This window comes from Paenibacillus sp. A3M_27_13, assembly GCF_024213315.1.
Lineage (GTDB): Bacteria > Bacillota > Bacilli > Paenibacillales > Paenibacillaceae > Paenibacillus > Paenibacillus polymyxa_B.
Window position 1 is genome coordinate 1209922 of sequence record NZ_JANAVE010000001.1, and the last position, 21525, is coordinate 1231446.

Annotated in this window: 23 protein-coding genes; 1 reads left to right on the top strand and 22 read right to left on the bottom strand. The window is 45.8% G+C overall.

The window, feature by feature from the left end:
* Window positions 1-3 precede the first annotated feature (3 nt).
* From NLX82_RS05355 to NLX82_RS05440, 18 genes are all read right to left on the bottom strand, one after another.
* The gene (locus NLX82_RS05355; RefSeq protein ID WP_053325878.1) at window positions 4-237 is read right to left on the bottom strand and encodes a MoaD/ThiS family protein; all 234 of its coding nucleotides are present in this window, start codon (window positions 235-237) and stop codon (window positions 4-6) included.
* Window positions 234-674, bottom strand: a complete 441-nt coding sequence (locus tag NLX82_RS05360; RefSeq protein WP_254347576.1) for a molybdenum cofactor biosynthesis protein MoaE — start codon at window positions 672-674, stop codon at window positions 234-236. The genes NLX82_RS05355 and NLX82_RS05360 overlap by 4 nt, the downstream gene beginning before the upstream one ends.
* A gap of 85 nt (window positions 675-759) precedes the next feature.
* A complete protein-coding gene (locus tag NLX82_RS05365) occupies window positions 760-1779 on the bottom strand; it encodes a ThiF family adenylyltransferase (RefSeq protein ID WP_254347577.1) in 1020 nt (339 codons plus the stop codon).
* On the bottom strand, window positions 1772-2926 hold the full coding sequence (locus NLX82_RS05370; protein ID WP_023989697.1) for a nitrate/nitrite transporter: 1155 nt from the start codon (window positions 2924-2926) through the stop codon (window positions 1772-1774). The genes NLX82_RS05365 and NLX82_RS05370 overlap by 8 nt, the downstream gene beginning before the upstream one ends.
* A 166-nt stretch (window positions 2927-3092) precedes the next feature.
* Window positions 3093-3623, bottom strand: coding sequence for a hemerythrin domain-containing protein (locus NLX82_RS05375; RefSeq protein WP_254347578.1), 531 nt, complete (start codon window positions 3621-3623; stop codon window positions 3093-3095).
* A gap of 22 nt (window positions 3624-3645) precedes the next feature.
* Window positions 3646-4293 carry a response regulator transcription factor gene (locus NLX82_RS05380; protein WP_254347642.1) on the bottom strand — a complete coding sequence of 216 codons (648 nt, stop codon included), beginning with the start codon at window positions 4291-4293 and terminating at the stop codon, window positions 3646-3648.
* A 7-nt stretch (window positions 4294-4300) separates the two neighbouring features.
* Entirely contained in the window at window positions 4301-5365 is a 1065-nt protein-coding gene (locus NLX82_RS05385) for a PAS domain-containing sensor histidine kinase (RefSeq protein WP_254347579.1), read from the bottom strand.
* Window position 5366: 1 nt separating this feature from the next.
* A complete protein-coding gene (locus NLX82_RS05390; RefSeq protein ID WP_023989701.1) occupies window positions 5367-5819 on the bottom strand; it encodes a GAF domain-containing protein in 453 nt (150 codons plus the stop codon).
* 45 nt (window positions 5820-5864) lie between these two features.
* Entirely contained in the window at window positions 5865-6548 is a 684-nt protein-coding gene (gene narI / locus NLX82_RS05395) for a respiratory nitrate reductase subunit gamma (protein ID WP_028542277.1), read from the bottom strand.
* The gene (gene narJ, locus NLX82_RS05400) at window positions 6548-7114 is read right to left on the bottom strand and encodes a nitrate reductase molybdenum cofactor assembly chaperone (protein WP_028542276.1); all 567 of its coding nucleotides are present in this window, start codon (window positions 7112-7114) and stop codon (window positions 6548-6550) included. Before narJ ends, narI begins: the two co-directional genes overlap by 1 nt.
* Window positions 7107-8684 (bottom strand): nitrate reductase subunit beta, encoded by a 1578-nt coding sequence (narH, locus tag NLX82_RS05405; protein ID WP_028542275.1) that lies wholly within the window; start codon window positions 8682-8684, stop codon window positions 7107-7109. Before narH ends, narJ begins: the two co-directional genes overlap by 8 nt.
* Window positions 8674-12348: a nitrate reductase subunit alpha gene (locus tag NLX82_RS05410; RefSeq protein WP_068942148.1), complete on the bottom strand. Its 3675-nt coding sequence runs from the start codon at window positions 12346-12348 to the stop codon at window positions 8674-8676. Before NLX82_RS05410 ends, narH begins: the two co-directional genes overlap by 11 nt.
* A 198-nt stretch (window positions 12349-12546) precedes the next feature.
* The gene (gene modB, locus NLX82_RS05415) at window positions 12547-13224 is read right to left on the bottom strand and encodes a molybdate ABC transporter permease subunit (protein WP_028542273.1); all 678 of its coding nucleotides are present in this window, start codon (window positions 13222-13224) and stop codon (window positions 12547-12549) included.
* On the bottom strand, window positions 13221-14045 hold the full coding sequence (gene modA, locus NLX82_RS05420; protein ID WP_254347580.1) for a molybdate ABC transporter substrate-binding protein: 825 nt from the start codon (window positions 14043-14045) through the stop codon (window positions 13221-13223). The genes modB and modA overlap by 4 nt, the downstream gene beginning before the upstream one ends.
* A 29-nt stretch (window positions 14046-14074) precedes the next feature.
* A complete protein-coding gene (ric, locus tag NLX82_RS05425; RefSeq protein WP_068942146.1) occupies window positions 14075-14794 on the bottom strand; it encodes an iron-sulfur cluster repair di-iron protein in 720 nt (239 codons plus the stop codon).
* Window positions 14795-14903: 109 nt separating this feature from the next.
* Window positions 14904-16325 (bottom strand): protoporphyrinogen oxidase, encoded by a 1422-nt coding sequence (gene hemG / locus NLX82_RS05430; protein WP_053325881.1) that lies wholly within the window; start codon window positions 16323-16325, stop codon window positions 14904-14906.
* A complete protein-coding gene (locus NLX82_RS05435; protein WP_254347581.1) occupies window positions 16309-17424 on the bottom strand; it encodes a TIGR04053 family radical SAM/SPASM domain-containing protein in 1116 nt (371 codons plus the stop codon). Before NLX82_RS05435 ends, hemG begins: the two co-directional genes overlap by 17 nt.
* A gap of 14 nt (window positions 17425-17438) precedes the next feature.
* On the bottom strand, window positions 17439-18227 hold the full coding sequence (locus NLX82_RS05440) for a YwiC-like family protein (protein WP_254347582.1): 789 nt from the start codon (window positions 18225-18227) through the stop codon (window positions 17439-17441).
* A 169-nt stretch (window positions 18228-18396) separates the two neighbouring features.
* Between NLX82_RS05440 and NLX82_RS05445 the strand changes: the two genes are divergently transcribed.
* Window positions 18397-18819, top strand: a complete 423-nt coding sequence (locus NLX82_RS05445) for a hypothetical protein (protein ID WP_254347583.1) — start codon at window positions 18397-18399, stop codon at window positions 18817-18819.
* Window positions 18820-18848: 29 nt separating this feature from the next.
* Here the strand turns inward: NLX82_RS05445 and NLX82_RS05450 are convergent, their stop codons facing one another.
* From NLX82_RS05450 to NLX82_RS05465, 4 genes are all read right to left on the bottom strand, one after another.
* A complete protein-coding gene (locus tag NLX82_RS05450; RefSeq protein ID WP_254347584.1) occupies window positions 18849-19646 on the bottom strand; it encodes a hypothetical protein in 798 nt (265 codons plus the stop codon).
* A gap of 79 nt (window positions 19647-19725) precedes the next feature.
* Window positions 19726-20193, bottom strand: a complete 468-nt coding sequence (locus tag NLX82_RS05455; protein WP_254347585.1) for a hypothetical protein — start codon at window positions 20191-20193, stop codon at window positions 19726-19728.
* A gap of 52 nt (window positions 20194-20245) precedes the next feature.
* Entirely contained in the window at window positions 20246-20716 is a 471-nt protein-coding gene (locus NLX82_RS05460) for a DUF6097 family protein (protein WP_254347586.1), read from the bottom strand.
* Between the two features lie 100 nt (window positions 20717-20816).
* Complete coding sequence (locus tag NLX82_RS05465; RefSeq protein ID WP_160789672.1) at window positions 20817-21518, bottom strand: DUF1963 domain-containing protein; 702 nt, start codon at window positions 21516-21518, stop codon at window positions 20817-20819.
* Window positions 21519-21525 lie beyond the last annotated feature (7 nt).

A 21525-nucleotide genomic window follows, 5' to 3' on the forward strand; every position in this document is an offset into this window, starting at 1 on the left:
TCATTAGCCGCCGCTCACTGGGGGAATGAAGGCTGCAATGTCTCCATTCTGTAATACATCCGTAGACAACGCATACTCCTCGTTTATCGCAATTCGCACAGACTTGATCGGCATATCTGGATATTGATCTGTTATCCAATTGGATAAATCGCCTACCGTTTGGCCCGCCAAATCTGCCAATTCTTCTGCTTTTCCCGTCACCTCACGGAGTCCCGCAAAGTAGTACAGCTTAATCATGACTGATCTCCCCCTGGCTTTTTCTTTTGATCTCCGACCCACTGCGTTCCATCTTCCCAAATCTCTCGTTTCCAAATAGGAACTATTTCTTTGATTCGTTCGATCGCGTATTCATTCGCCTCATACGCATCCGAACGGTGAGGTGAAGAAACGGCAATGACAACGGCGATATCACCGATTTGAAGCTCGCCAATGCGGTGCGCGATCGCCACTCGCGTTCCTTCCCATTTCTGTTCGATTTCGCGACCAATCTCTGCGAGTTTTTTTTGAGCCATAGGGACATAGGCCTCATAAGCAAGATATAAGGTCCGTACGCCTTGAGTCCATTCTCGTACGTGCCCTGTAAAAGTAGTCACCGCTCCTGCTTCCGGCCTTAGGACATAATCTGCATAAGCCTGCGGGATAATGGGCTCCGTTACGATTTCAAATACACTCATCTTTTCCACCTTCCAGCCACCGGACAAGCCACTCTCCGGTGACAGACTCTTTTAAATGTTTCTGCTTTTTGTATCTACATCTCATTTAACCGAACAGCTGATGATATAGTTTTTGACCGTTGGCAACACTCCGTACACCGTGTATGAGAAGCCTTCCGTTTTTGAATAAAATCATTCGATGCTTAAAAGCATAAAATTCAACGAAATAAGGGGTTCTTTTTACACGATCTGCTATAAGCCTGCCCATTTTCTCTGCATCATCGAGCGTGATCGGACGCTGTGGGTCTGGAAGAACCTGTACCACGTTCCGTCCGCACAGAGCCGCATACGCCGAGCGACGTGATGCTGTCAGTGCAGGAAACGTAGGATGCTCTCCACAGGTTGGACAATCTTGGTTACGGATGCGGGAAATCCCTATGTCCATCTGCGTATTCTCCCATAGATCAAAAAGATGAACCTTGCGGCGCATCTTATCACGTCTGCCGCTCAGCCACTTCATGGCTTCTGCACATTGGAGGGCAGCTGTCACCTGGACTGCGGGTGAGATGATTCCAGCCGTATCGCAGGTCTGATTGATCGCAGGCAATGATGGCAGAAGGCAGCGTAAACAAGCAGACTCTCCCGGCACGAATGGAAAAACAACGCCTGTGCTTCCAACACAGGCTCCGTAAATCCATGGAATTCCTGTCTTCAGTGCAGCATCATTGATAAGTAGACGAGTTTCGAAATTGTCCGTAGCATCCATCAGCAATATACTTTTGCTGGCAAGTTCTTGAACAAGCTCGGCATCCAAGTTATCGAGATATGTGTGCAACCGCACGTCTTCTCGTATGGCTTTCAGCCTTTTTTCGGCTGCCATGACCTTAGGCTGCATTTCCGCGGCGTCCTGCTCCGTGAACAGCTGCTGACGTTGCAGATTCGACATCTCCACATAATCCCTGTCGACAAGATGAAGCTCCCCAACGCCCGCTCTTACCAATGTTTCGGCAATGGCGGAACCCAGTGCCCCGCAACCGATAATGGTGACGACAGCAGCGGATAAATTACGCTGCCCTTCGCCACCAATAGGTCTAAATAAGATCTGTCTGGAATAACGTTCATTCATTAGATTGTGTCCCTTGATAATACAGCCATATAACGAGGATCAGGCTAGCCAGCGCCACTTGGGAGAGGAGCATGAATCCAATGGAATATTGGCCAGTAGCGGCATGAATCGTCGACAACAAGATCGGAGGGAAAAAGCCACCGAGACCGCCCATCATGGATACAATTCCGTTAACTATACCTGCCTGTTTATTAAAATAAAATGGAACTAGCTTGAAAATGACGCCGTTCCCCATTCCAGCACATACAGCGATCGCCAAGCAGCCTACTGTATAAAGGGTAATCCCTGGTGAAAAAGCCAAAAGAATCGCAGCGACCGTATAAACAGAGAACGTGCCTACCAGCAGGAACAGGGGCTGAAACCGATCCGCCAGCCAGCCACCGATGGGGCGGAAGAAAGTGGCAATCGCTATAAAGCCTGCTGTACGCATCCCTGCATCCACTTTAGTCAGCTCAAAATTCGATACCAGGAAATTCGGCAAGTACACCGTGAACGCTACAAATGAGCCAAATGTAATAAAATAAAAGAGCGAGAAAAACCAAAGCTTTTCATTTTTGTAAACCCCTTTAATCTGTTCCATAATGGGCGTCTTTACTTTAGCTTCATGACGGTCCCCTAAGAAGAAATTCAAAGCGATAAAAACAAGCAGCAGAATGAGATACAGCTTCACTGTAGGGGCCCAGCCAATTTGAGTAGCCACAATAGGGGCCGAGAAGGTAGTGACGGCTGTTCCCAAATTTCCTATGCCATACATCCCATTTACAAACCCATGCTTTTCCTTTGGATAATACTTCGGCAGCGAAGTCACCCCAACCGAGAACACAGCTCCCCCAATCCCAAGGAACAAGCCACCGATAATTAAATCCATCATCGTAGAAGCTTCACTGATATAGTAGACGGGAAACAAAAGCAAAATAAAGCTAACGAGAAAAACGATTCTTGCTCCGAAGATGTTGGCATAATAACCAAGCGGAATGCGCAGAATCGAACCAAGCACGACCGGAATTGCTGTGACCATGGCCAATTTTCCGGGTGGAATAGCAATATCCTCCGTAATGAACGGCATAAGCGAAGAAATGATAACCCATACCATGAATCCAAGAATCAAGTTCAATGTTTGTAACGGCAACTGCATTTTTCTAATCATTTAACTCACCTTTTCAACGTTTTTTCTGTCGAATTATTGATTTGAATTTTCTGTCCCCATTGTAGCCGCTAGCCCATCCATTCGAATATAGGGGAGTCCCCTTTACATAACAGGGGACTCCCTGAAAATATAAAAAGCCGCTTCTATAGGAAGCGGCTTGGTCAATTCAAGAGATAAGCGTATTTAATTTGTCACATAACTTGGTCAGATCATTCCGATTGATCTGTTGCTCTGCCATAGGAAAAAGTACGGCTTCTTCTTTTATAAAATGTACAGTCAGGACTTCGAAGGCCTCCCCTGCGTTCTTGGTCGCCTCCTGAATCTCATCAAGCGTGAGCAAACTCAGATCGCCCTCCGTCTGATAAAGAAAGTGATCGATATAGCCCTCTATTTCACGGTGCTCCTCCTGTATACCGACGAGCGGTCCCTGTTCAAAACCAATGTAGGTTCCTAGCAGAGAAAAGAAGTGTTCTTCTTCCTTTTCGGTATGTTTCTTGAGGGGTACCCTAAAATCGATAATCTGCGTTCTCAGTTTATCCAGTTGCTTGCGGCCTTCTTCCAAATCTAGTATTCTGTGCTGCTCAAACCACAATACAATGGCATGCCATTCATCCATCAGATAGGTTAGATAGCGATGCTCATTTTCAAGAATACGCATGGCAGGTTTGGAAAAGCGCAATTTCTCATTTTCCAGCACGCGGATTTCCTCCATTCATCGGCTAAAAATCCAGCATTTTTTTCTTTAATGCATATTGGACCAGTTCAGGCCGACTTCTTAAATTCAATTTCTCCATGATTTTCGCTTTGTTCGCTTCCACCGTCTTGACAGAGATGAACAGCTTTTCCGCAACTTCCTTGTTACCGTAACCTTTTGCGACCAGAGGTAGAATCTCCAGTTCCCGCTTGGACAGGATCTCATAAGGATCTTCTGATTGTGACGTCGTATCTTTTTTGATGAACTCACGAACGAGAGAAGTAGCCATTTTAGGATGGATATAAGTCCCACCCCCATGAATGGTTCGTATAGCAAGCAATAACTCCTCATCTGGGGCATTTTTCAAAACGTATCCTGAAGCACCATTCTTTAAAATATGAAAAAGATATTCTTCATCGTCATGCATGGTCAGAATCAGAATTTTAGTATCAGGGTGGTCCTCTTTAATCTTGCCTGTAGCGATCAATCCACTTTCGCCTGGGGGCATGCTGAGATCCATGATTAGAATATCCGGACGATATTTAGCTACCATCGTATACGCTTCAATGCCCTCCGCAGCCGTTCCGACAACCTCCATATCCGATTGGAAGTTCAAAATCATGGAAAATCCGCTTCGTACAATAGCATGGTCATCCGCTAACACAATTTTGATCAAGTCTCTATTCCTCCTCTTGGCCAATCGGAATTTGTAAAAAGACTTTGGTTCCCTGACCAACATTTGAAAGGACGCCAAAACTCCCGCCTACCAGCTCTGCTCGCTCCTGCATGCCATATAAACCTAATCCCGTTCCAATAGGCTTGCTCCCCTTTTCAAAGCCAATTCCATCGTCCTCTACAGTCAAACGAAGTGTATGATCGTGCTCAGTCAAAGAAACTTTAACCATGTCTACCTGGGCATACTTCAAGGCATTGAGAACAGCCTCCTGGCAGACACGGTAAATGACCGTTTCCTTTTCACTTCCATATCGCTTTTGGGAAAGATCCGACACAAATTCAACTACCAGACCAAAGCTTTGTTCAACCCTCTTAAAGTGGGAACGAAATGCCGCTTCAAGCCCAAAATCATCAAGTGTGGCGGGGCGTAATTCCACAGACAGGTTGCGGATATCATCCAGCAATCGTGTCATGGATGCTTCAGTCTGCTTCATATTTTTGATGAGCTGTTCATCATTCGTCATGTATTTTAACACCCGTAGTTCAACAACCGCGCTCATCAATTCCTGGGCCACACTGTCGTGCAGTTCCCTGGAAAGCCGTTTGCGCTCATTTTCCTGCGCTTCAATGACATGCTTCATCATTTTGTTTTGATACAGTTTTTCCTGCGTCTGAAATTGTGGAGTCAAGTCTCTCAACATCAACACCCGTGTTCCATGTTCAGAATCAATGGTGTGAAAAGAAGCGGCATAGGGAACCATTCGGTTGCTCTTCGTTTCCAGATACACCTGAAAAGAAGCGAAATCCTTGGATTCTGGCATATTGAAATAACAGTCAAGGCAGGTACGGGGCTCCGTTTCGCTTGTATAACCCCTGCATGTTCCACATAAAGCTCTTTCCTTCCCTTCATAGAGTTGGATGAGGACGTCATCGCCCACAATCTCCTCAGCTGCCGGGTTCATGGCTAGGGTATTCCCTTGCCTATCAAAAAAGAAAATGGCTTCCGTACTGTTCTCAAACAACTTCACCATTAGCGCACTCAAAGGGCCAGTCCCTAAAGACAATGTCAATTCACATCACTTCCTTCCCGTTCAACTCTCCAATTCCCCTATGCGCCAAGGCTTCCAAATCACGCATCATGGCTTCGGTCATGAGCTGTTCTTCCCGAAATCCACCAAGCAGTACGCCCGCGACGCGAGCATCATTCCATAGGGGAACAGCCCCGAGACTCTTGAGCTTCTCGGATTGAACGATCGGATAGTTAAACAGGTTGTCTGCCCCCACATATTGATAAATAGATGGAATGAAAACGGATTTCCCGGTTTTAAACACGATTCCTGCTATGCCCTTACCGGATTGCAGCACAATCCGCTTAAAGCGATCATTTAAATTACCGGCTGCATTTTTCCATTTAATTACGTATTGATATTCGGCCGGTTCAACCAGAGCAAGCGCCATGAAATCATAACCGAAATGTTCGCGTATTCGCTCAAGCTCCCTTTGATAATCCATCCTATTATTCATCGCTCTCTCCTAATAGAATTAGGAAAGAAGGCAGAGCCCGCTTTCCTAATTCGATTTATGTCTTCTGTAAAGGATATAACTTCTGCGCACATAATTCAACGGAACACTCCACACATGTACAAGCCGGGTAAACGGCCAGAATGCAAAAATCGCAAAGCCCATAAGTATATGAAGCCTGAAAGACATCGGTACGTCTCTCATCAGAGTCGGGTCAACACGGAATATGAATAAACCGCGGAACCAGATCGAGATCGTCTCCCGATAATCGAATTCTGGCTGTACCGCATTCGTCACGAGAGTCGCGAACATCCCCATGCATACAATGGCCAAAAGCAATACGTTTACAATCAAATCAGACGCTGTACTTAAACGGCGCACATTGCGCATTGTAAAACGACGAGAGGTAAGAATCAACATACCGAGGAATGTCATCGCTCCAAATATTCCACCAACATAAACTGCTCCAATATGATACAGATGATCGTTTACACCCAGTGCATGCATCCAGGTTTTTGGTATACCCAGACCGGATACATGACCCATAATAACCGGGATAATACCCAGGTGGAATAAGAGACTTCCGATCATCAATTGTTTTTTTTCAATAAACTCACTTGATTTTGCTGTCCAATTGAACTGGTCGTTTCTATAGCGGAAAATATGCCCTACAATAAAGACCACCACGCACATATAAGGGAAAATAACCCATAAAAACTGCTCTAGCATCATCATTGCGCGGCTGCCTCCTGTTCTACGCAAACTTTAAGCGTTTCACGCAGTCCCTTCACCAAATGAAAATACGGGCTTTCCATTTTTTCCAGCGCTTTAAGCAAATGATATGTGCCGTCTTCCAAGATCGCGATTGGCATGCGGAAGTTTTCTGTCGTCTTCGGATCTTGCGACCATTCGGCGGCATACAGAAATTCACACATGAGCGGCAGGTAATCTGGCAGCTCTCCATCTGGCATTTCAAGACCATACATCTCGTATAGCACCTTTAACTTGACCAACATTTGTCCCCGTTCTTTTGCATCTTCGAATTTAAAGTAAGTCATATATAGTGCACAATTTTTTTGAAAATCAAAGGTTTCTGTATACATTTCCTGAATCTCTTCCATACTGAACTCTTGCATAAGGGACCAGTAGGTGTTCGCATACGTATATGCCGGATGGTTCGGATCAAACGATGTTTCCAGAAAAGCCGGATGAAAATCCAGCTTTTCCGGGTACATGAGTTGCTGAGCGAAAAACCCGAATGATGGCTTGCATTCATACAACTTCGCTACATTAATCACGCCAAATACCCCCGTAGAAGTTTTCTTCATACATTTCTTTGCCCGTTTTCAAAGGCTCTTCCATCCCCATCGAACTTGCCATACTACAGCCGTCACATCCAGAGCCTGAACCCATGTTTCCCATGGTATCGCCGTAACCAGCAGATCCTTGAGCTCGGTACGGGTTCGAATATCCTTCTTTATGCGATGTCGGAATGACGAAACGATCCTCATACTTGGCAATCGCCAGAAGTCGATACATCTGCTCGGTCTGCCGCGGTGTCATGCCGATGCGCTCAAGACGGCTTTCATCGAAAGATTGTCCTGTGGACTGGGCACGCATATAGGAGCGCATCATAGCCATTCGCTGCAAGGATTCCTTCACGGTTTGCGTGTCGCCCGCCGTCAGCATATTGGCAAGGTACTGAATGGGGGTACGCATCTCTTCGATAGCCGGAAAGATCATATCGGGATTCTCAATCGAGTCTTTCCCTTCAAAGTAATTCATGATCGGACTAAGTGGTGGCACATACCAGACCATAGGTAATGTGCGGTATTCCGGATGAAGCGGGAATGCCAGCTTGTGCTCAATGGCAAGCTTGTAGACCGGCGAGTTCTGGGCTGCTTCAATCCAGTCCTCCGAGATACCGTCTTTTCTCGCTTGAGCAATCACTGCCGGATCACTTGGATCCATGAACAGGTCGCACTGCGCTTTGTAAAGTTCTTTCTCATCCTGCGTAGAAGCGGCCTCAAGCACCCGATCCGCGTCATACAGCATAACGCCGAGGTAGCGAATTCGTCCTGTACATGTCTCGGAGCAGACTGTCGGCAGGCCAGCTTCCACACGTGGGAAACAGAAGGTACATTTTTCCGCTTTGTTCGTCTGCCAGTTAAAGTACACTTTTTTGTATGGACAGCCCGTCATGCAATACCGCCAGCCGCGGCAGGCTTCCTGATCGACGAGCACGATTCCGTCCTCGTCCCGTTTGTACATGGCGCCCGAAGGACAGGACGCGACACAGCTTGGATTTAGGCAATGTTCGCAAAGCCGTGGTAGATATACCATGAACGACTTCTCAAAGTTAAATTTAATCTCTTCTTCGATTTTCTGAATATTTGGATCAAGCGGACCGGTTACATGCGCACCCGCCAGGTCATCTTCCCAGTTTGGGCCCCACTCCAAATCCATTTTTTCACCTGTTACCGCAGAATGCGCGCGTGCCACAGGTGAATGCTTCTGTTCGCCAGCGTTGGTCAGTTGCTCGTAATTATAAGTCCAGGGCTCATAATAGTCTTTCATTTCCGGCATGTCTGGATTGTAAAAAATCTTACCCAGTGCTATCTTGGACAGCTTGTTGCCTGACTTCAGTTCCAGTTTCCCTTTGCGGAGCTGCCAGCCCCCTTTATATAATTCCTGATCTTCCCAGCGCTTCGGATAACCGATACCTGGTTTGGTTTCCACATTGTTAAACCACATATATTCCGCACCTTTGCGGTTCGTCCAGGTTGTTTTACATGTCACGCTGCACGTATGACAGCCAATACATTTATCCAGGTTCATGACCATGGCAATTTGAGCTTTAATCTTCAAGCCAGTTAACCTCCTTCATTTTACGTACCGCAACGTACACATCACGCTGGTTGCCGATCGGACCATAATAGTTGAATCCATAACTAAGCTGAGCATATCCACCGACCATCTGGGTTGGTTTGAGATGAATTCTTGTCGGTGCGTTATGACTACCGCCGCGTGTATCCGTGATTTCGGAGCCTGGCACTTGAATGTGCTTATCCTGAGCATGGTACATGAACATCGTTCCTCTTGGCATCCGGTGGCTGACAACAGTCCGGGCGGTTACGACGCCGTTACGGTTGTATACCTCTACCCAATCATTGTCGGCCAGATCGTGTGCCTCTGCGTCTTCGTTGTTGATCCACACCGTAGGACCTCCGCGAAACAGTGTCAGCATGTGCTGGTTGTCCTGATAGGTGGAGTGAATATTCCATTTACCGTGCGGTGTCAGATAACGAAGCACAAGTGAATCTTGCCCGCCTTTTATTTCCCGGTCGCGAGGGCCGAACACCATCGGCGGCAGCGTCGGTTTATAGATCGGTAATGATTCCCCAAATTGTTGGAAAATCTCATGATCAATATAGAAATGCTGTCTTCCCGTCAAAGTACGAAACGGAACGAGACGTTCAATATTCGTTGTAAATGGTGAATAGCGGCGTCCCTTCTTGTTCGATCCAGTGAATACTGGTGTCGGTATAACTTCCCGTGGCTGTGCCGTGATACTTTGGAAAGTGATCCTTTCCGCTGCCCGATCGGCCGAGATGTCTTTGAGTTCCACACCGTGAAGCTCTTCTGCCTGCTCATAAGCCTTTTGCGACACCCGTCCATTAGTCGCGGATGAAAGGTGAAGAATTGCATTGGCCACTTGGCGAGCTGTCTGGATTTTGGGCAGCCCATCTTTAATGGACTCATCGTAATAAACTCCGTTCAACTTTTTCATTTCCTCATATTCGTCCGCTACGGAGAAGCTGACGCCATGCGCACCTGCTTTCCCAGTAGTCAAATTAGGACCGAGTGAGATAAATTTATCGTGAATTTTAGTATAATCGCGTTCGATGATGCTGAAATTCGGCATGGTTTTACCCGGAGTCGCTTCAATCTCGCCCTTCGTCCAATCCTTTACAAGACCCATCGGCTGTGAAATTTCGCCTATACTATCGTGTGCGAGCGGCGCAGTCACAAGGTCTTTATATGTTCCTGGCAGGTACTCTTTTGCCATATCCGAAAAGACTTCGGAAAGCTGGCGGTAAATATCCCAGTCCGCGCGGGATTCCCACAGAGGGTTAACAGCCGGATTAAATGGATGCACGAAAGGATGCATGTCTGTTGACGACAAGTCTGTTTTTTCGTACCAGGTTGCCGCCGGAAGCACGATGTCCGCGTACAATGGAGTTGTTGTCATCCGGAAATCAAGTGCAACCATCAAATCAAGCTTTCCTTCTACATCTTCTCTCCAGACGATTTCCTCAGGTTTCTGTTCTTCGTTCGGCCGGGCAAGCAGGGCATCAGATGCTCCGAGTAAATGTTTCATAAAATACTCTTGTCCCTTCGCCGAACTGGAAATCAGATTTGACCGCCAAACAAAGAGTGAGCGCGGGAAGTTCTCGGCTGCCCCAGGATCTTCTACAGCGAAGCGTGTCTTACGTGATTTAATCTCTTCCACAGAATGATTAATGATGTCCTCGTTGGACTTCTTGCCTAATTGCGCAGCCTCTTCGGCGAACAGTAGACTGTTTTTATTAAACTGTGGATAAGAAGGCAGCCATCCCAGACGCGCTGCGAGCACGTTGTAGTCTGCTGGATGTCTGTAACTGACATCCCCACCAATCGGTGACTTCAAGGTGTCTGTTCCACTTTCTTCGTAACGCCACTGCTCTGTTGCAAAGTAGAAAAACGATGTAGCATTTTGCTGCCGAGCTGCCCCTTGCCAGTCTTTTGCAAAAGCAATCGTTGACCAGCCTTCGATTGGGCGGAGCTTTTCTTGACCCACATAATGCGCCCAGCCTCCACCGTTTACACCTTGGGAAGCAGTCAACACGACAAGATTCAAGATGGACCGATAGATCGTGTCACTATTGAACCAGTGGTTGATACCCGCACCCATAATAATCATGGAGCGCCCTTTAGTATCGATAGCATTTTGAGCAAATTCCCGAGCAATCTGTACCACAACAGACGCCTTCACACCTGTGATCTTCTCCTGCCAGGCAGGGGTATAATGCGAAGCTTCGTCGTAATAATTCTTGGCGTTATGAGAGCTGTCATTGCGTGCGACACCGTACTGGCTCATCATCAAATCGTACACGGTTGCTACGTAACGTTCCGAGCCATCTTCCAAGCGTACTTTTTTGGCCGGAATTACACGTTTGAATGTTCCATTACCCGCGTTATCAAAGTAAGGGAATACGATTTCTTCCCATTGCTCACCATGACCTTCCACAGTGAGTGCGGGCTCAACCTTTGTTCCGTCTTCCCGCTCCAGAATCAGGTTCCATTTCTTATCCTGCTCCCAGCGCTGTCCCATCGTACCGTTCGGAACTAGCATTTCCCCCACTGCTTCGTCATATATGACCGGCTTCCAGTCCGCATGCGGCGAAACATCTCCAAGGTCACTCGCCCGTAGAAAACGTCCACCTTTCCAAGCTCCCTCGTGCGGATCAAGCAGAATCATAAACGGCATATCTGTATATTGTTTGGCATAGTTAATGAACATCGGTTCTTGGCGCTCTCTGTAAAACTCATCCAAAATAACATGCGTCATAGCCTGGGCTATGGCAGCATCTGTACCCGGATGTGGTGCAAGCCAGTTGTCAGCGAACTTCACATTCTCCGCCAAGTCCGGAGCCACGGATACGACTTTTGTTCCCTTATATCGTACTTCCGTCATAAAATGAGCGTCTGGCGTCCGGGTAAGCGGTACGTTCGATCCCCACATAATCAGGTAACCCGCATTGTACCAATCAGAAGATTCCGGTACATCCGTCTGCTCACCCCAAATTTGAGGAGATGAAGGCGGAAGGTCGGCATACCAGTCATAAAAACTCAACATCTGTCCACCCAGTAGCGAAATGAATCGGGCTCCTGAAGCGTAGCTTATCATTGACATCGCCGGAATTGGCGTAAAGCCCGCGATCCGGTCGGGACCATACTTACGAATGGTATAGATGAGTTGCGCCGAGATCAGACGTAGGACATCGTCCCAAGCGACACGGACATGACCGCCTTTTCCGCGAGCTGCTTTGTAGAGCTTGGCTTTCTCCGGATCTTCCACAATACTTGCCCATGCTTCCACCGGATTGGCATGTTCCTGAATGGCTGCCTGCCAAAGCCGCAACAGCTTACCGCGCATATAAGGGTATTTCACGCGTAATGGACTGTATTCATACCAGGAAAATGTAGCCCCACGCGGGCATCCGCGTGGTTCGAATTCTGGCATATCTACACCGCAGGAGGGATAATCGATCTGTTGATTTTCCCAGGTAATGATGCCGTTTTTTACAAAAACCTTCCAACTACAGGAACCGGTGCAGTTCACTCCGTGAGTCGTCCGAACCACTTTGTCGTGAGACCAACGCTGACGGTACACGTTTTCCCATTCTCTATTTTTTTCCTCAAGGATTGACCAATTTCCCGAATAGCTTTCGATCGGTTTAAAAAAGTTGAGGTTGTATTTTTTTTTCATCGATGACCAACACTCCTTTTTAGAAAGAATCATCCCAACGCAAGTTCCAAGGGAAGACTCATTCGCTTACTCTCATTATGTAATTCATTCATCTCTGTTCCCATTAGGGAATGTCCTATAGCGCTACAGGAAATCCCTCGTTCTATGGAAAGATACAAAAAAGCCTCCCCCTGCTAAAGGGAAGCTTGTATGGAGTAATTAATTGTTCTTTTGACCCGTTAACAGGAGCATGATAAAAGAAATGAGTATGATAGAGCATGTCCACGCCCAGGCCATAGGAAGATGACCAGCATCCACCGCAATATAAATGGCCGTCGGAATCGTTTGTGTTTTACCCGGAATATTTCCGGCAATCATCAGCGTAGCACCAAATTCGCCCAGGCCGCGGGCAAAACCGAGTATAAAGGCAGCCTTAAAAGAAGGGAAAATTAAAGGGAAGGTGATGTATCGAAAAACCTGCCATTCACTTGCACCCATCGAACGTCCCGCGTTTTCCAAGTCCCGGTCAACAGAAGACAGTCCCATTCTCAGCGTCCGATAGACAAGAGGAAAAGCCACTACCACCGCTGCTATAACCCCAGCCCACCACGAGAATATAATAGGCTCGCCAAACCATTGCTCCACAAACCGTCCGAACCCGCTTTTTCGTCCAAGTAATATGAGCAGTAAAAAACCAACAACCGTCGGTGGGAGTACCAAAGGCAGCATAAGCACGGTTTCAACAACCGTTTTCCCTTTAAATAATCCCAACCGCGACATTGACCATGCCACAAGCAAGCCTAATATGATTACCAGAACGCTGGATAACAGTGCAACCTGCAACGATAATCGGATAGGAGGCCAATATTCATTCCAATCTATATCTTGCATGCTCACTTCGGTATGGTAAATCCATACTTAGCCATAATATTCAGAGATTCTTGCGATTGTAGGTATGCATAAAAGTCTTCGGCTTCTTGAATGTGCTTTGAAGCTTTGACAATCCCGATTGGATACTCAACAGGTGAATAGGTTTTGGGATCCACCTCAAAGGCGATTTTTGCCTTCTGTGAAGTCAACGCATCTGTTTTATATACAAATCCGACATCAGCATTCCCCGTTTCCACATATTGCAGCACTTGTCTAACGTCTTTTGCTTGAACCAGCTTGCTCTGTAACGTGTCCCAAAGCTTCGCTTTCATCAGCGCTTCCTGTGCGTAGTTGCCCGCAGGGACACTTTCAGGAATTCCGATCGCAACTTTCTTCACTTCTTTTTTTGTTAAATCGGTTACACTCGCGATGTTCATCGTCCCGTCTGCAGGGATAACCGCGACCAATTCGTTCGCCAGCCACGTTTTTTGTTTTTTTGTATCTATTAACTGCTGATCAACAAGGGACTTCATGTTTTTGGTCGAAGCGGACAGAAACAAATCCGACGGCGCTCCTTGCTCAATTTGTTTTTCCAACGCACCAGAGCCGCCGAAGTTAAAATTCAATTTGATGCCTGTATGGGTTGATTCGTATGAATGCTGAATTTCTTTGAGCGCATCCGTTAAACTTGCTGCTGCGGATATGGTAAGCTCAATAGTTTCAGCCGTTTTCGAAGATGTCTGGCTGGAAGATCCATTCTTACCGGCGCTGCCAACGCATCCTGATAATAATAAAATGATGGAAATAACCAAAACGAAAACAGTGCTACTTTTAATTAATTTATGCATTTGGTTCGGCTCCTCATGTTCGTTCATCATCAATTAATGGGTTTCGCTATTAGCTGTGCCTGTCTCGTACGTTCGATCAGTGTACAATTTTCAAGAAGAATATGATTAAAAATATCTGCTTCCAGGTCTTCTAACCGCTTCAATACGAGTCGGTGCGTACCACAAGCTTCCTGCATCGGCTCAAAGCCGTTTGTGATCAAGCGCATTTCCTTCAGGAATTCCACCACCGTTTGATGCTCGTTTTGCAACTTGGACAAAATTGGATTCAACTCATCTGCTCGTTCCACTGTTGATTCTTGTAAAAATGCTTCAATCATCGGAAACACAAGGTCCTCCTCATTTTGAATATGTTCCGATAATTCCTGTTTAAGCAAGGTGAACAGTTCATTAACTCGCTTTAGATGCGGATAACGTTCGCCGTGAACCCGCGTTAGTTTGGTTACATACGGCGTTAACGCCGATAGTTCTTCCCGAAGCTTCGTATGATACTCATTTTGAATATAGGCGATTAGTTCTTTTGGTTCGAGTGAAGGAGGTTGCATTTGCTTATGCTGTGCCTGCTTTTCTTCCACTTCATGTATCTGCGTTAGCAGTTCACCAGCGTGGAGGCCTCGATTGGCTGCTGCTTCACGGAGCGATATTTTCCCTCCACAGCAGAAATCAATCCTCAGTTTGCGGAACAGATCTCCTGTTTTGGGTACTGCTTTCACAATGTCCGCCACCCATGTTTCTTCCGTTAACTGGCTCATCTTCCATTCCTCCATCTTACTTCGATTTTGTGCTTAACTTTCATTCTACGTCTCCCTTAAAGCTGAACCAATCAGGGGGTTCCCTCTTTCACTAGTGGAAAGAGCCTGATTATAAAAAATCAGAAAGCAACTGTTCAGCCGCTTCTTTCCCTTGAGCGATGCAATCTGGAATTCCAACGCCCCCATAGCCGGCACCGCATAGAAAAACACCCGGTAAATACTGTGCAAAGTCCTGTCTCATCTTCGCCATATGCTCTTTGTGTCCAATCGGATATTGCGGCATCGATCGATCACACCTACTGACTTCTGTGAATTCCGGTTCCGCTTCCAGGCCCATTAAATCTTTCAAATCCTTGCGCGCGGCATCCACAAGTTGATTGTCTGTCATTTGAACCCACTCCTGTGCACCTGCATGTCCGATATAGGTCCGTAAAAGCGTATATCCTTCAGGAGCCGTATGGCTCCACTTCGTCGAAGACCAAGTACATGCGGTAATCTTTTTGCCTTCTTTGCGGGGGACTAGAAATCCCGTTCCCTCAAAAGCAAAATTAAGATCTGTGTTTTTATAAGCAAGGGCAATATTGGCTACGGAAACATAGTGAATCTTGTGTAACCAGCTAGCGCTTGCAACGCCGGAAAATAATGTAGCCGCTTCAAAAGCTGGAACAGCACAAATCACCGCATCCGCATCTATTTTTTGTCCATGTTCTAAAATGACCTGATAACCGTTTTCTTTCCTTACTTCAACTACACCTTGCCCCATAACAAAACGTACGGTATCCAGCCTTTCCTTTAGCCGCTCCACGATCGTAGATAATCCTAGCCGATAAGAAAGAAACATACTTTTCTTAGCGATATCCGGCAGTTTGTCTTGTACTGCTGGCTTTCTTCCCGCCCCTTTAGACATACCCTTAATCAAACTTCCATGCTTTTGTTCCATTAGTTTAAATTGAGGGAAAGTTGACATAAGGCTCAGAGAATGAGTATCCCCAGCGTAAATTCCAGACAGCAGAGGTTCTGTAATCTGATCCAGAACTTCTTTGCCGAGACGCCGTTTGATAAAATCCCCTAGAGATTCGTCCTCATCACCTTTCTTCGCTGGAATGAATAAATCCAAGGCTGCCCGTGCTTTTCCCAGCGGAGAAATAAGCCCTGTCCGAATGAAGGGGGTGAGCTTTGTTGGAATGCCCAGAATGAAGCCCATCGGCATCGTATGAAGTTTGCCCTTATGCAAAATGCAAGCAGATTTGGCTTTCGGGTTTGTCGATACCAGCTCTGCTTCCAGCCCCAACTCCATGGTCAGATCCAATATTGCTGTCTTTCTGGCCAAGAAAGCATCTGGTCCTTTTTCGATCATAAAATCGTTTTGGCGAACGGTTTGTAGCTTTCCTCCCAGACGTTCACTTTTCTCCACCAGTGTAATCTCTACTTCAAGCTGCCTATCCTCAGCCAGCTTTTTCACATAAAAGGCAGCACTTAAACCGCTTATTCCTCCACCGAGAATAACGACTTTTTTAGAACTTTTTTTCATGAAAACACTTTTCCTCTCCAACTCCGGGTATATAAGCACAATAAGGGTCACTCTCCAAATAGTCTCCTGTTATTGCAAAAGCCCTTGCTCTAGAGCCCCCACAGACAGCCTTGAATTCACAGACTCCACATTTACCTTTAAGTAGGGACTTATCTCTAAGATTCATCATGATCGGAGAGTTGCGATAAATATCTGCCAGGCTATCCTTTCGTACATTCCCGCATATAAGAGGCAGGAAACCGCTCGGGTATACTTCGCCGATATGACTAATAAAAACAAATCCATCTCCATCATTTACGCCTTTAGGAGCACGTCCTAAAACATCTGCCCTTTTTTGTCCGTCTGCTACACTGCTCTCACCTGCTCTGTGCTTTTCCTGCAGTACGACCCTCCGGTAGTGAGGAGCTTCTGTAGCCTTCACACCGTACGGCATCTGTTGCTGTATTTGATACAGCCATTTCATTACGGCTTCATGCTCATCAGGAGTAATCATATCTTTCTCCATGCCACGTCCGGTTGGAACAAGGAAAAATAAACTCCATAACACGGCCTGCATTTCCTTTACCCTTTCTGCAATTTGCTCCAGATCATGAAGGTTGTACCGGGACACCGTCGTGTTCACTTGAATAGGGATATTCAGTTCCTTCAAATAACCAATTCCTCGCATGGTCGTATCGTAAGAACCCGCTGTACCCCTAAAATGATCGTGAATGTCTGCACATGAACCGTCCAGACTAAACGCCCATCGCGATAACCCAACTTGCTTTGCTTTCTCTACCGCTGCTCGTGTCACTTTAGGGGTGGCACTGGGGGTCATTGAAACCGACAGATATTTCTCTTCAATTGCATATCGAGCCAGTTCAAACAGATCAGGACGCATTAAAGGATCTCCGCCTGTGAATACAACCAACGGATGATTCATTTCAGCAATTTGATCTATCAGCTTCTTACCCTCTTCTAATGTCAGCTGGCGAGGATCAGGTTTGTACTGAGCTTCCGCTCTACAGTGAAGGCACTTTAAAGCACAAGCTCGTGTAACCTCCCAGATGACTATAAATGGGTCTGTATGATAATCACGCGGCGTTTTCAAAGATATCATTGATGTCTCTCCTTTTAGAAGTATAAAAACAACACAAAAACATAGAGCATCATTGAAAATCCAATTTCCGCCATGCCAACTTGTTTTGCCTTTAATCCGAGTTTAGGAAGCCATATGGCTCGTATCAAAAAAATCAAAAAAGGAACAAACAGAGGTAACTTTAACCAGGTAGCAAACAACAAAATCACCAAATGATAGATGATGGAAGCATAATGGTAACGTATATTTTTTCTTTCACGAATGATCGTTTTGACATACAAAGCAGTTCCGATAAAGTAAAGCATCAAAAGTAAGAATAGCTCTGTTGCTACTCTCCAATCCTCTCCTCCCCCCATATAAATAACAGGGTATATAAAAGAACAAAAGAGTAGAATTGCAACAATGTCATTGAGTAAAGCACGTTCATTTTTCGTTTTTGCAAAATAAATATTAGCCATAAAAAAGAGCAATAGAAGAACTCCATACCAGATCAAGGCAGGCTCAAACCATATCAGTGAAATTAACAAAGGAAGTAATATCACTCCGTATACAACGGCGGGTTTGCGGTATCTTTCACTGCTGCCTGTTTTGATCCATTGGAGGACAGGAAAACTGAATAAGTAGATAAAAAACCAGCACACAAATAGGGGGATATGAATGAGTTCCCCTCGAGAAGCAGCTAAACCGAATAAAAATGGAAGAACGAGCATGGCCCAGGCTCCATGTTGATTAGGTATGTATCTGCTCATCCCCTTCAAACCCTTGATCCTTTTTTCACAATCTTTTTTATGTCTGTTATTTCGGTTAATCGATTCATCATCCATTCCCCCAAGATTGAGTTTTATCTTCTAACTTCATTCTAAGTATTATATGAAATTGAACCAATTAGGGAGTTCCCTTTTCCTTAGCGGGGAATATCCTAACCGGAAAAATAACGCTATTTTCTTATGCTATACTGTACTAAAAAAGGGAACAAAGAAAGGATGAACTGTTATGGGAGGACCTTCTTTACGTCAACTGCATGCTCATCATGCCATTCATCAAGGCGGGCTAACTGGCGCTCTAGATAAGACGAGAGAAGTAGAAGAATTACTCGAAGCAAAAGAATTCAAGGTGGCGCGTCAGGCTGCCGACCACTTGATCGAATATTGGGAAACCCGCATTCTCAGCCATGCTGATGCAGAAGAGGAAGGATTCTATCAGGAAAAGGTTGAGAAAAAACCGGAACTGCAGGAGGCTGTCGTCAAACTTACAAGGGATCATGATTTGCTCCGAATCATTGTAAAAGAGCTCAAAGCCTGGATCCTTGAAGAAGGGCTTACGCCTGAAGTTCTTCAGCAGTTCCACGCGCTTCTGGTTGTCAATGCTATTCATAGTCGGGAAGAAGAACGTTTGTTGTTTGAGGAACCGTCATGATCAAGATGTGGCATAACGATTCACTTTCTCTATAAAAACGTACCGAAGAAATAGTCCAACGCCTCCTGCGAGTATCTGTCATCTCCTTGCCAAGCTGCTACGGAATAAAAATCATGATTGCCGTTCTGTCGTTTACGAGGCGTGTCCTGTGGGACCAGCAGTCCGGCATATCCCCACACCTCCATGACTACATCACGCTCGTTTTTGCTGGATGGAAACACATCCTTCCAGCGCTTTTCCAATTGACGTGCACTGCTTTGAGCATCACAGTTCTGAACAGCTTCGAGCATGTTATGAAGTATAGCTAGATCCTCATCGGAAACCTGAACATCCTCTTCTTGACTGAACAATTCAAGGTCCATCCAGCAATATAGAAGGTGGTTCAGACGAATACCGCCCCATTTGATTCGTTCAAAATTCAGTACATTCAAATCTTCATTGACGTATTCATTATCAGACATCATTTTATTAAAATTACAATCCCCACAGCTACTGTAATTGGGCAGGACGACAGGCCGCTCACCATAGGTGTGCAAAGGAAGCCCAGCGGTTAATGCCCAGCTCGATAAGGCGCTTCGTAAATGAACCTTTTTCGTGGAAAGGCTGTGCAAAAATGCTGCTGCCACTCGCTCTTTTGTAGCCTTTTGCTGATGCAGCTCATGTAATCTGTTTATAATCTCGTTATGTGTAATGGTGATCGGATCGAACATCAAGCCCTTACTTTTGGCATATTCAAAATCCTCACCCGAAAAAGATCCCCGCTCCTGCTTCCAGCCGCTGGAGGACCAGAATGTGTTCATCAGTATTTTTTTTGCCTTTTTATCCACAACACATCTCCCTTACTCATCTCAACCCCTTCACCTCCAATACGAAGCTCAGGGTTGTAGTGCATTTTATGTAAGATTGCTATTCATCTTTATATTTAAAAGCAATGGCCGTATTTCCTGACCGGGGGTCAAAATAAGAAGAGATTTTCCCCCAGCTCAGTTCATATTCCATATAGGGGTAAGGCTTGGTTTGACGATAGCTTGGCTTCACGGACAAATGTTGCTGTAACAAACGATCATGCTCCCCTTGCCGCTTTCTCTCCCCTTCCTCAGACCAATTATCCCAAGAAGTTGGAAATTCATTGCCCTGAAGCGAAATCTCCACGACAATTAGGCTTGTATCCTTAAAGCATACAGACACAAAAAAATGCCGACGCAGCAAAGAAACCTGATCGAAATGATACCAGATGTAGTTATTCCCTATCCTTCTTACAGAATGAAAATATTTCGAATACCAAGTGGTCTCTAACAACTGATCTTCTGTTAAAGATGAGTAGATCGCACGCTCACCATCGATCTGAATGATTCCCGATTCCCAGTCATTCATTGCTGTCACTCCTTCAGCTATTATGCCAATCTCCTACAGTTACTCTCTGTCCTCATTTGTCCACATGATTGAAAATGGCCTGCCATGCCCGATCTAGCACGCGCGTATGTAATTGCTTGGCATAAACATTTCTAACGATGGCAAGAACGATCACACCCACGAATACAACACTGAGCAAAGTGATAGAGGGAACCCAATGGTCAAACATGGCATTCGCCAGCACTTGCAGCAAATGTCGTTCTGGTTGTAAATATTCCACCGCCGCAACGATGCCTGCTGCCAGCAATATGATCACAGATATGATCATAAGCATTGCATTGATTACTTTGTATTTAGCAAGCTCTCGCTGAAAAATGCGAGTTCCCGCATATTGCTCCAGCACGATGATTTGCTTGTGAAAATCATTTTCCACCTGCTCTACAGGTAGGTTGTGCTTCTGAATAAATGCATGAGCTTTCTTCAATTCGGATTGAATAAATAAACTACTCTGGATAGCAGAACCTAACTGACCTAAAACATTCATATCTTTTCACTCCATTTTCGATAGCTTCTAAACTACGAGTATATAGGGTTGCCATGCTCTACAAAACGATCGGTTCCAGACCGCTCTCTAAATGAGCCTATTAGTAAAAATCAAAGTAACCCCGCCAGACTCCTTCATTCTGATGCTTGGCAAAATAAAAGCTGCCTCCATCTACAATATTCAATTGGGCTTTGGCATCTGAAGCAATCTGAAACACAAATTCATAGCCCTCGCCAAAGTCGATGCCCGATTGAACAAAGCTGGGATAGCCACCGATTTTGTGAACCGCATATATTTCCTCTACGATGTCCTCAAAATAGTCGGGTTCCTCCTCGTCCAAATGGTTGAGGGCATCGCCATATTCCTCAGGAATGTCTTCACCGTCCCAGACCGGATAGTCATTCTCTTTGAGCTCAGGGAATAGCGGGAACGCCTTGATTTGCATAAATGCCGGACCAAAATCTTTTTCGACCAAATCCTCTACCGACGTATACTCACGAATACACATATATCCTTCCATGTCCTCATGATCCAGTACATCGGGAGACAGAAAGACCGTCAACAGCTTGACACTGTGCATAGCCGGAGGAACAAAAGGCAAGGCAGGCAAATACAATTGCATGATCGGAGCCATAACATTCCCCTGTACATCAATGGGTTGCTCCTCCGTTGGCAAAGCCACTGTAACTCTACCAATCCAGCTCTGATCAAGGGAATCCGAAGGTCTGCGACCCCCTGTATGAAAAATAGTAGCTTTACGTTTTAGAATCGTTCTTAGCTTCTCAATAGCGTTGCTGGACAACGAAACC

Bases quoted from the DNA above. Each gene is read 5' to 3' on its own strand.
- NLX82_RS05355 (WP_053325878.1), bottom strand. From the start codon at position 237: ATGATTAAGCTGTACTACTTTGCGGGACTCCGTGAGGTGACGGGAAAA.
- NLX82_RS05360 (WP_254347576.1), bottom strand. From the start codon at position 674: ATGAGTGTATTTGAAATCGTAACGGAGCCCATTATCCCGCAGGCTTAT.
- NLX82_RS05365 (WP_254347577.1), bottom strand. From the start codon at position 1,779: ATGAATGAACGTTATTCCAGACAGATCTTATTTAGACCTATTGGTGGC.
- NLX82_RS05370 (WP_023989697.1), bottom strand. From the start codon at position 2,926: ATGATTAGAAAAATGCAGTTGCCGTTACAAACATTGAACTTGATTCTT.
- NLX82_RS05390 (WP_023989701.1), bottom strand. From the start codon at position 5,819: ATGAATAATAGGATGGATTATCAAAGGGAGCTTGAGCGAATACGCGAA.
- narI (WP_028542277.1), bottom strand. From the start codon at position 6,548: ATGATGCTAGAGCAGTTTTTATGGGTTATTTTCCCTTATATGTGCGTG.
- NLX82_RS05410 (WP_068942148.1), bottom strand. From the start codon at position 12,348: ATGAAAAAAAAATACAACCTCAACTTTTTTAAACCGATCGAAAGCTAT.
- modA (WP_254347580.1), bottom strand. From the start codon at position 14,045: ATGCATAAATTAATTAAAAGTAGCACTGTTTTCGTTTTGGTTATTTCC.
- ric (WP_068942146.1), bottom strand. From the start codon at position 14,794: ATGAGCCAGTTAACGGAAGAAACATGGGTGGCGGACATTGTGAAAGCA.
- hemG (WP_053325881.1), bottom strand. From the start codon at position 16,325: ATGAAAAAAAGTTCTAAAAAAGTCGTTATTCTCGGTGGAGGAATAAGC.
- NLX82_RS05435 (WP_254347581.1), bottom strand. From the start codon at position 17,424: ATGATATCTTTGAAAACGCCGCGTGATTATCATACAGACCCATTTATA.
- NLX82_RS05440 (WP_254347582.1), bottom strand. From the start codon at position 18,227: ATGGATGATGAATCGATTAACCGAAATAACAGACATAAAAAAGATTGT.
- NLX82_RS05445 (WP_254347583.1), top strand. From the start codon at position 18,397: ATGGGAGGACCTTCTTTACGTCAACTGCATGCTCATCATGCCATTCAT.
- NLX82_RS05455 (WP_254347585.1), bottom strand. From the start codon at position 20,193: ATGAATGACTGGGAATCGGGAATCATTCAGATCGATGGTGAGCGTGCG.
- NLX82_RS05460 (WP_254347586.1), bottom strand. From the start codon at position 20,716: ATGAATGTTTTAGGTCAGTTAGGTTCTGCTATCCAGAGTAGTTTATTT.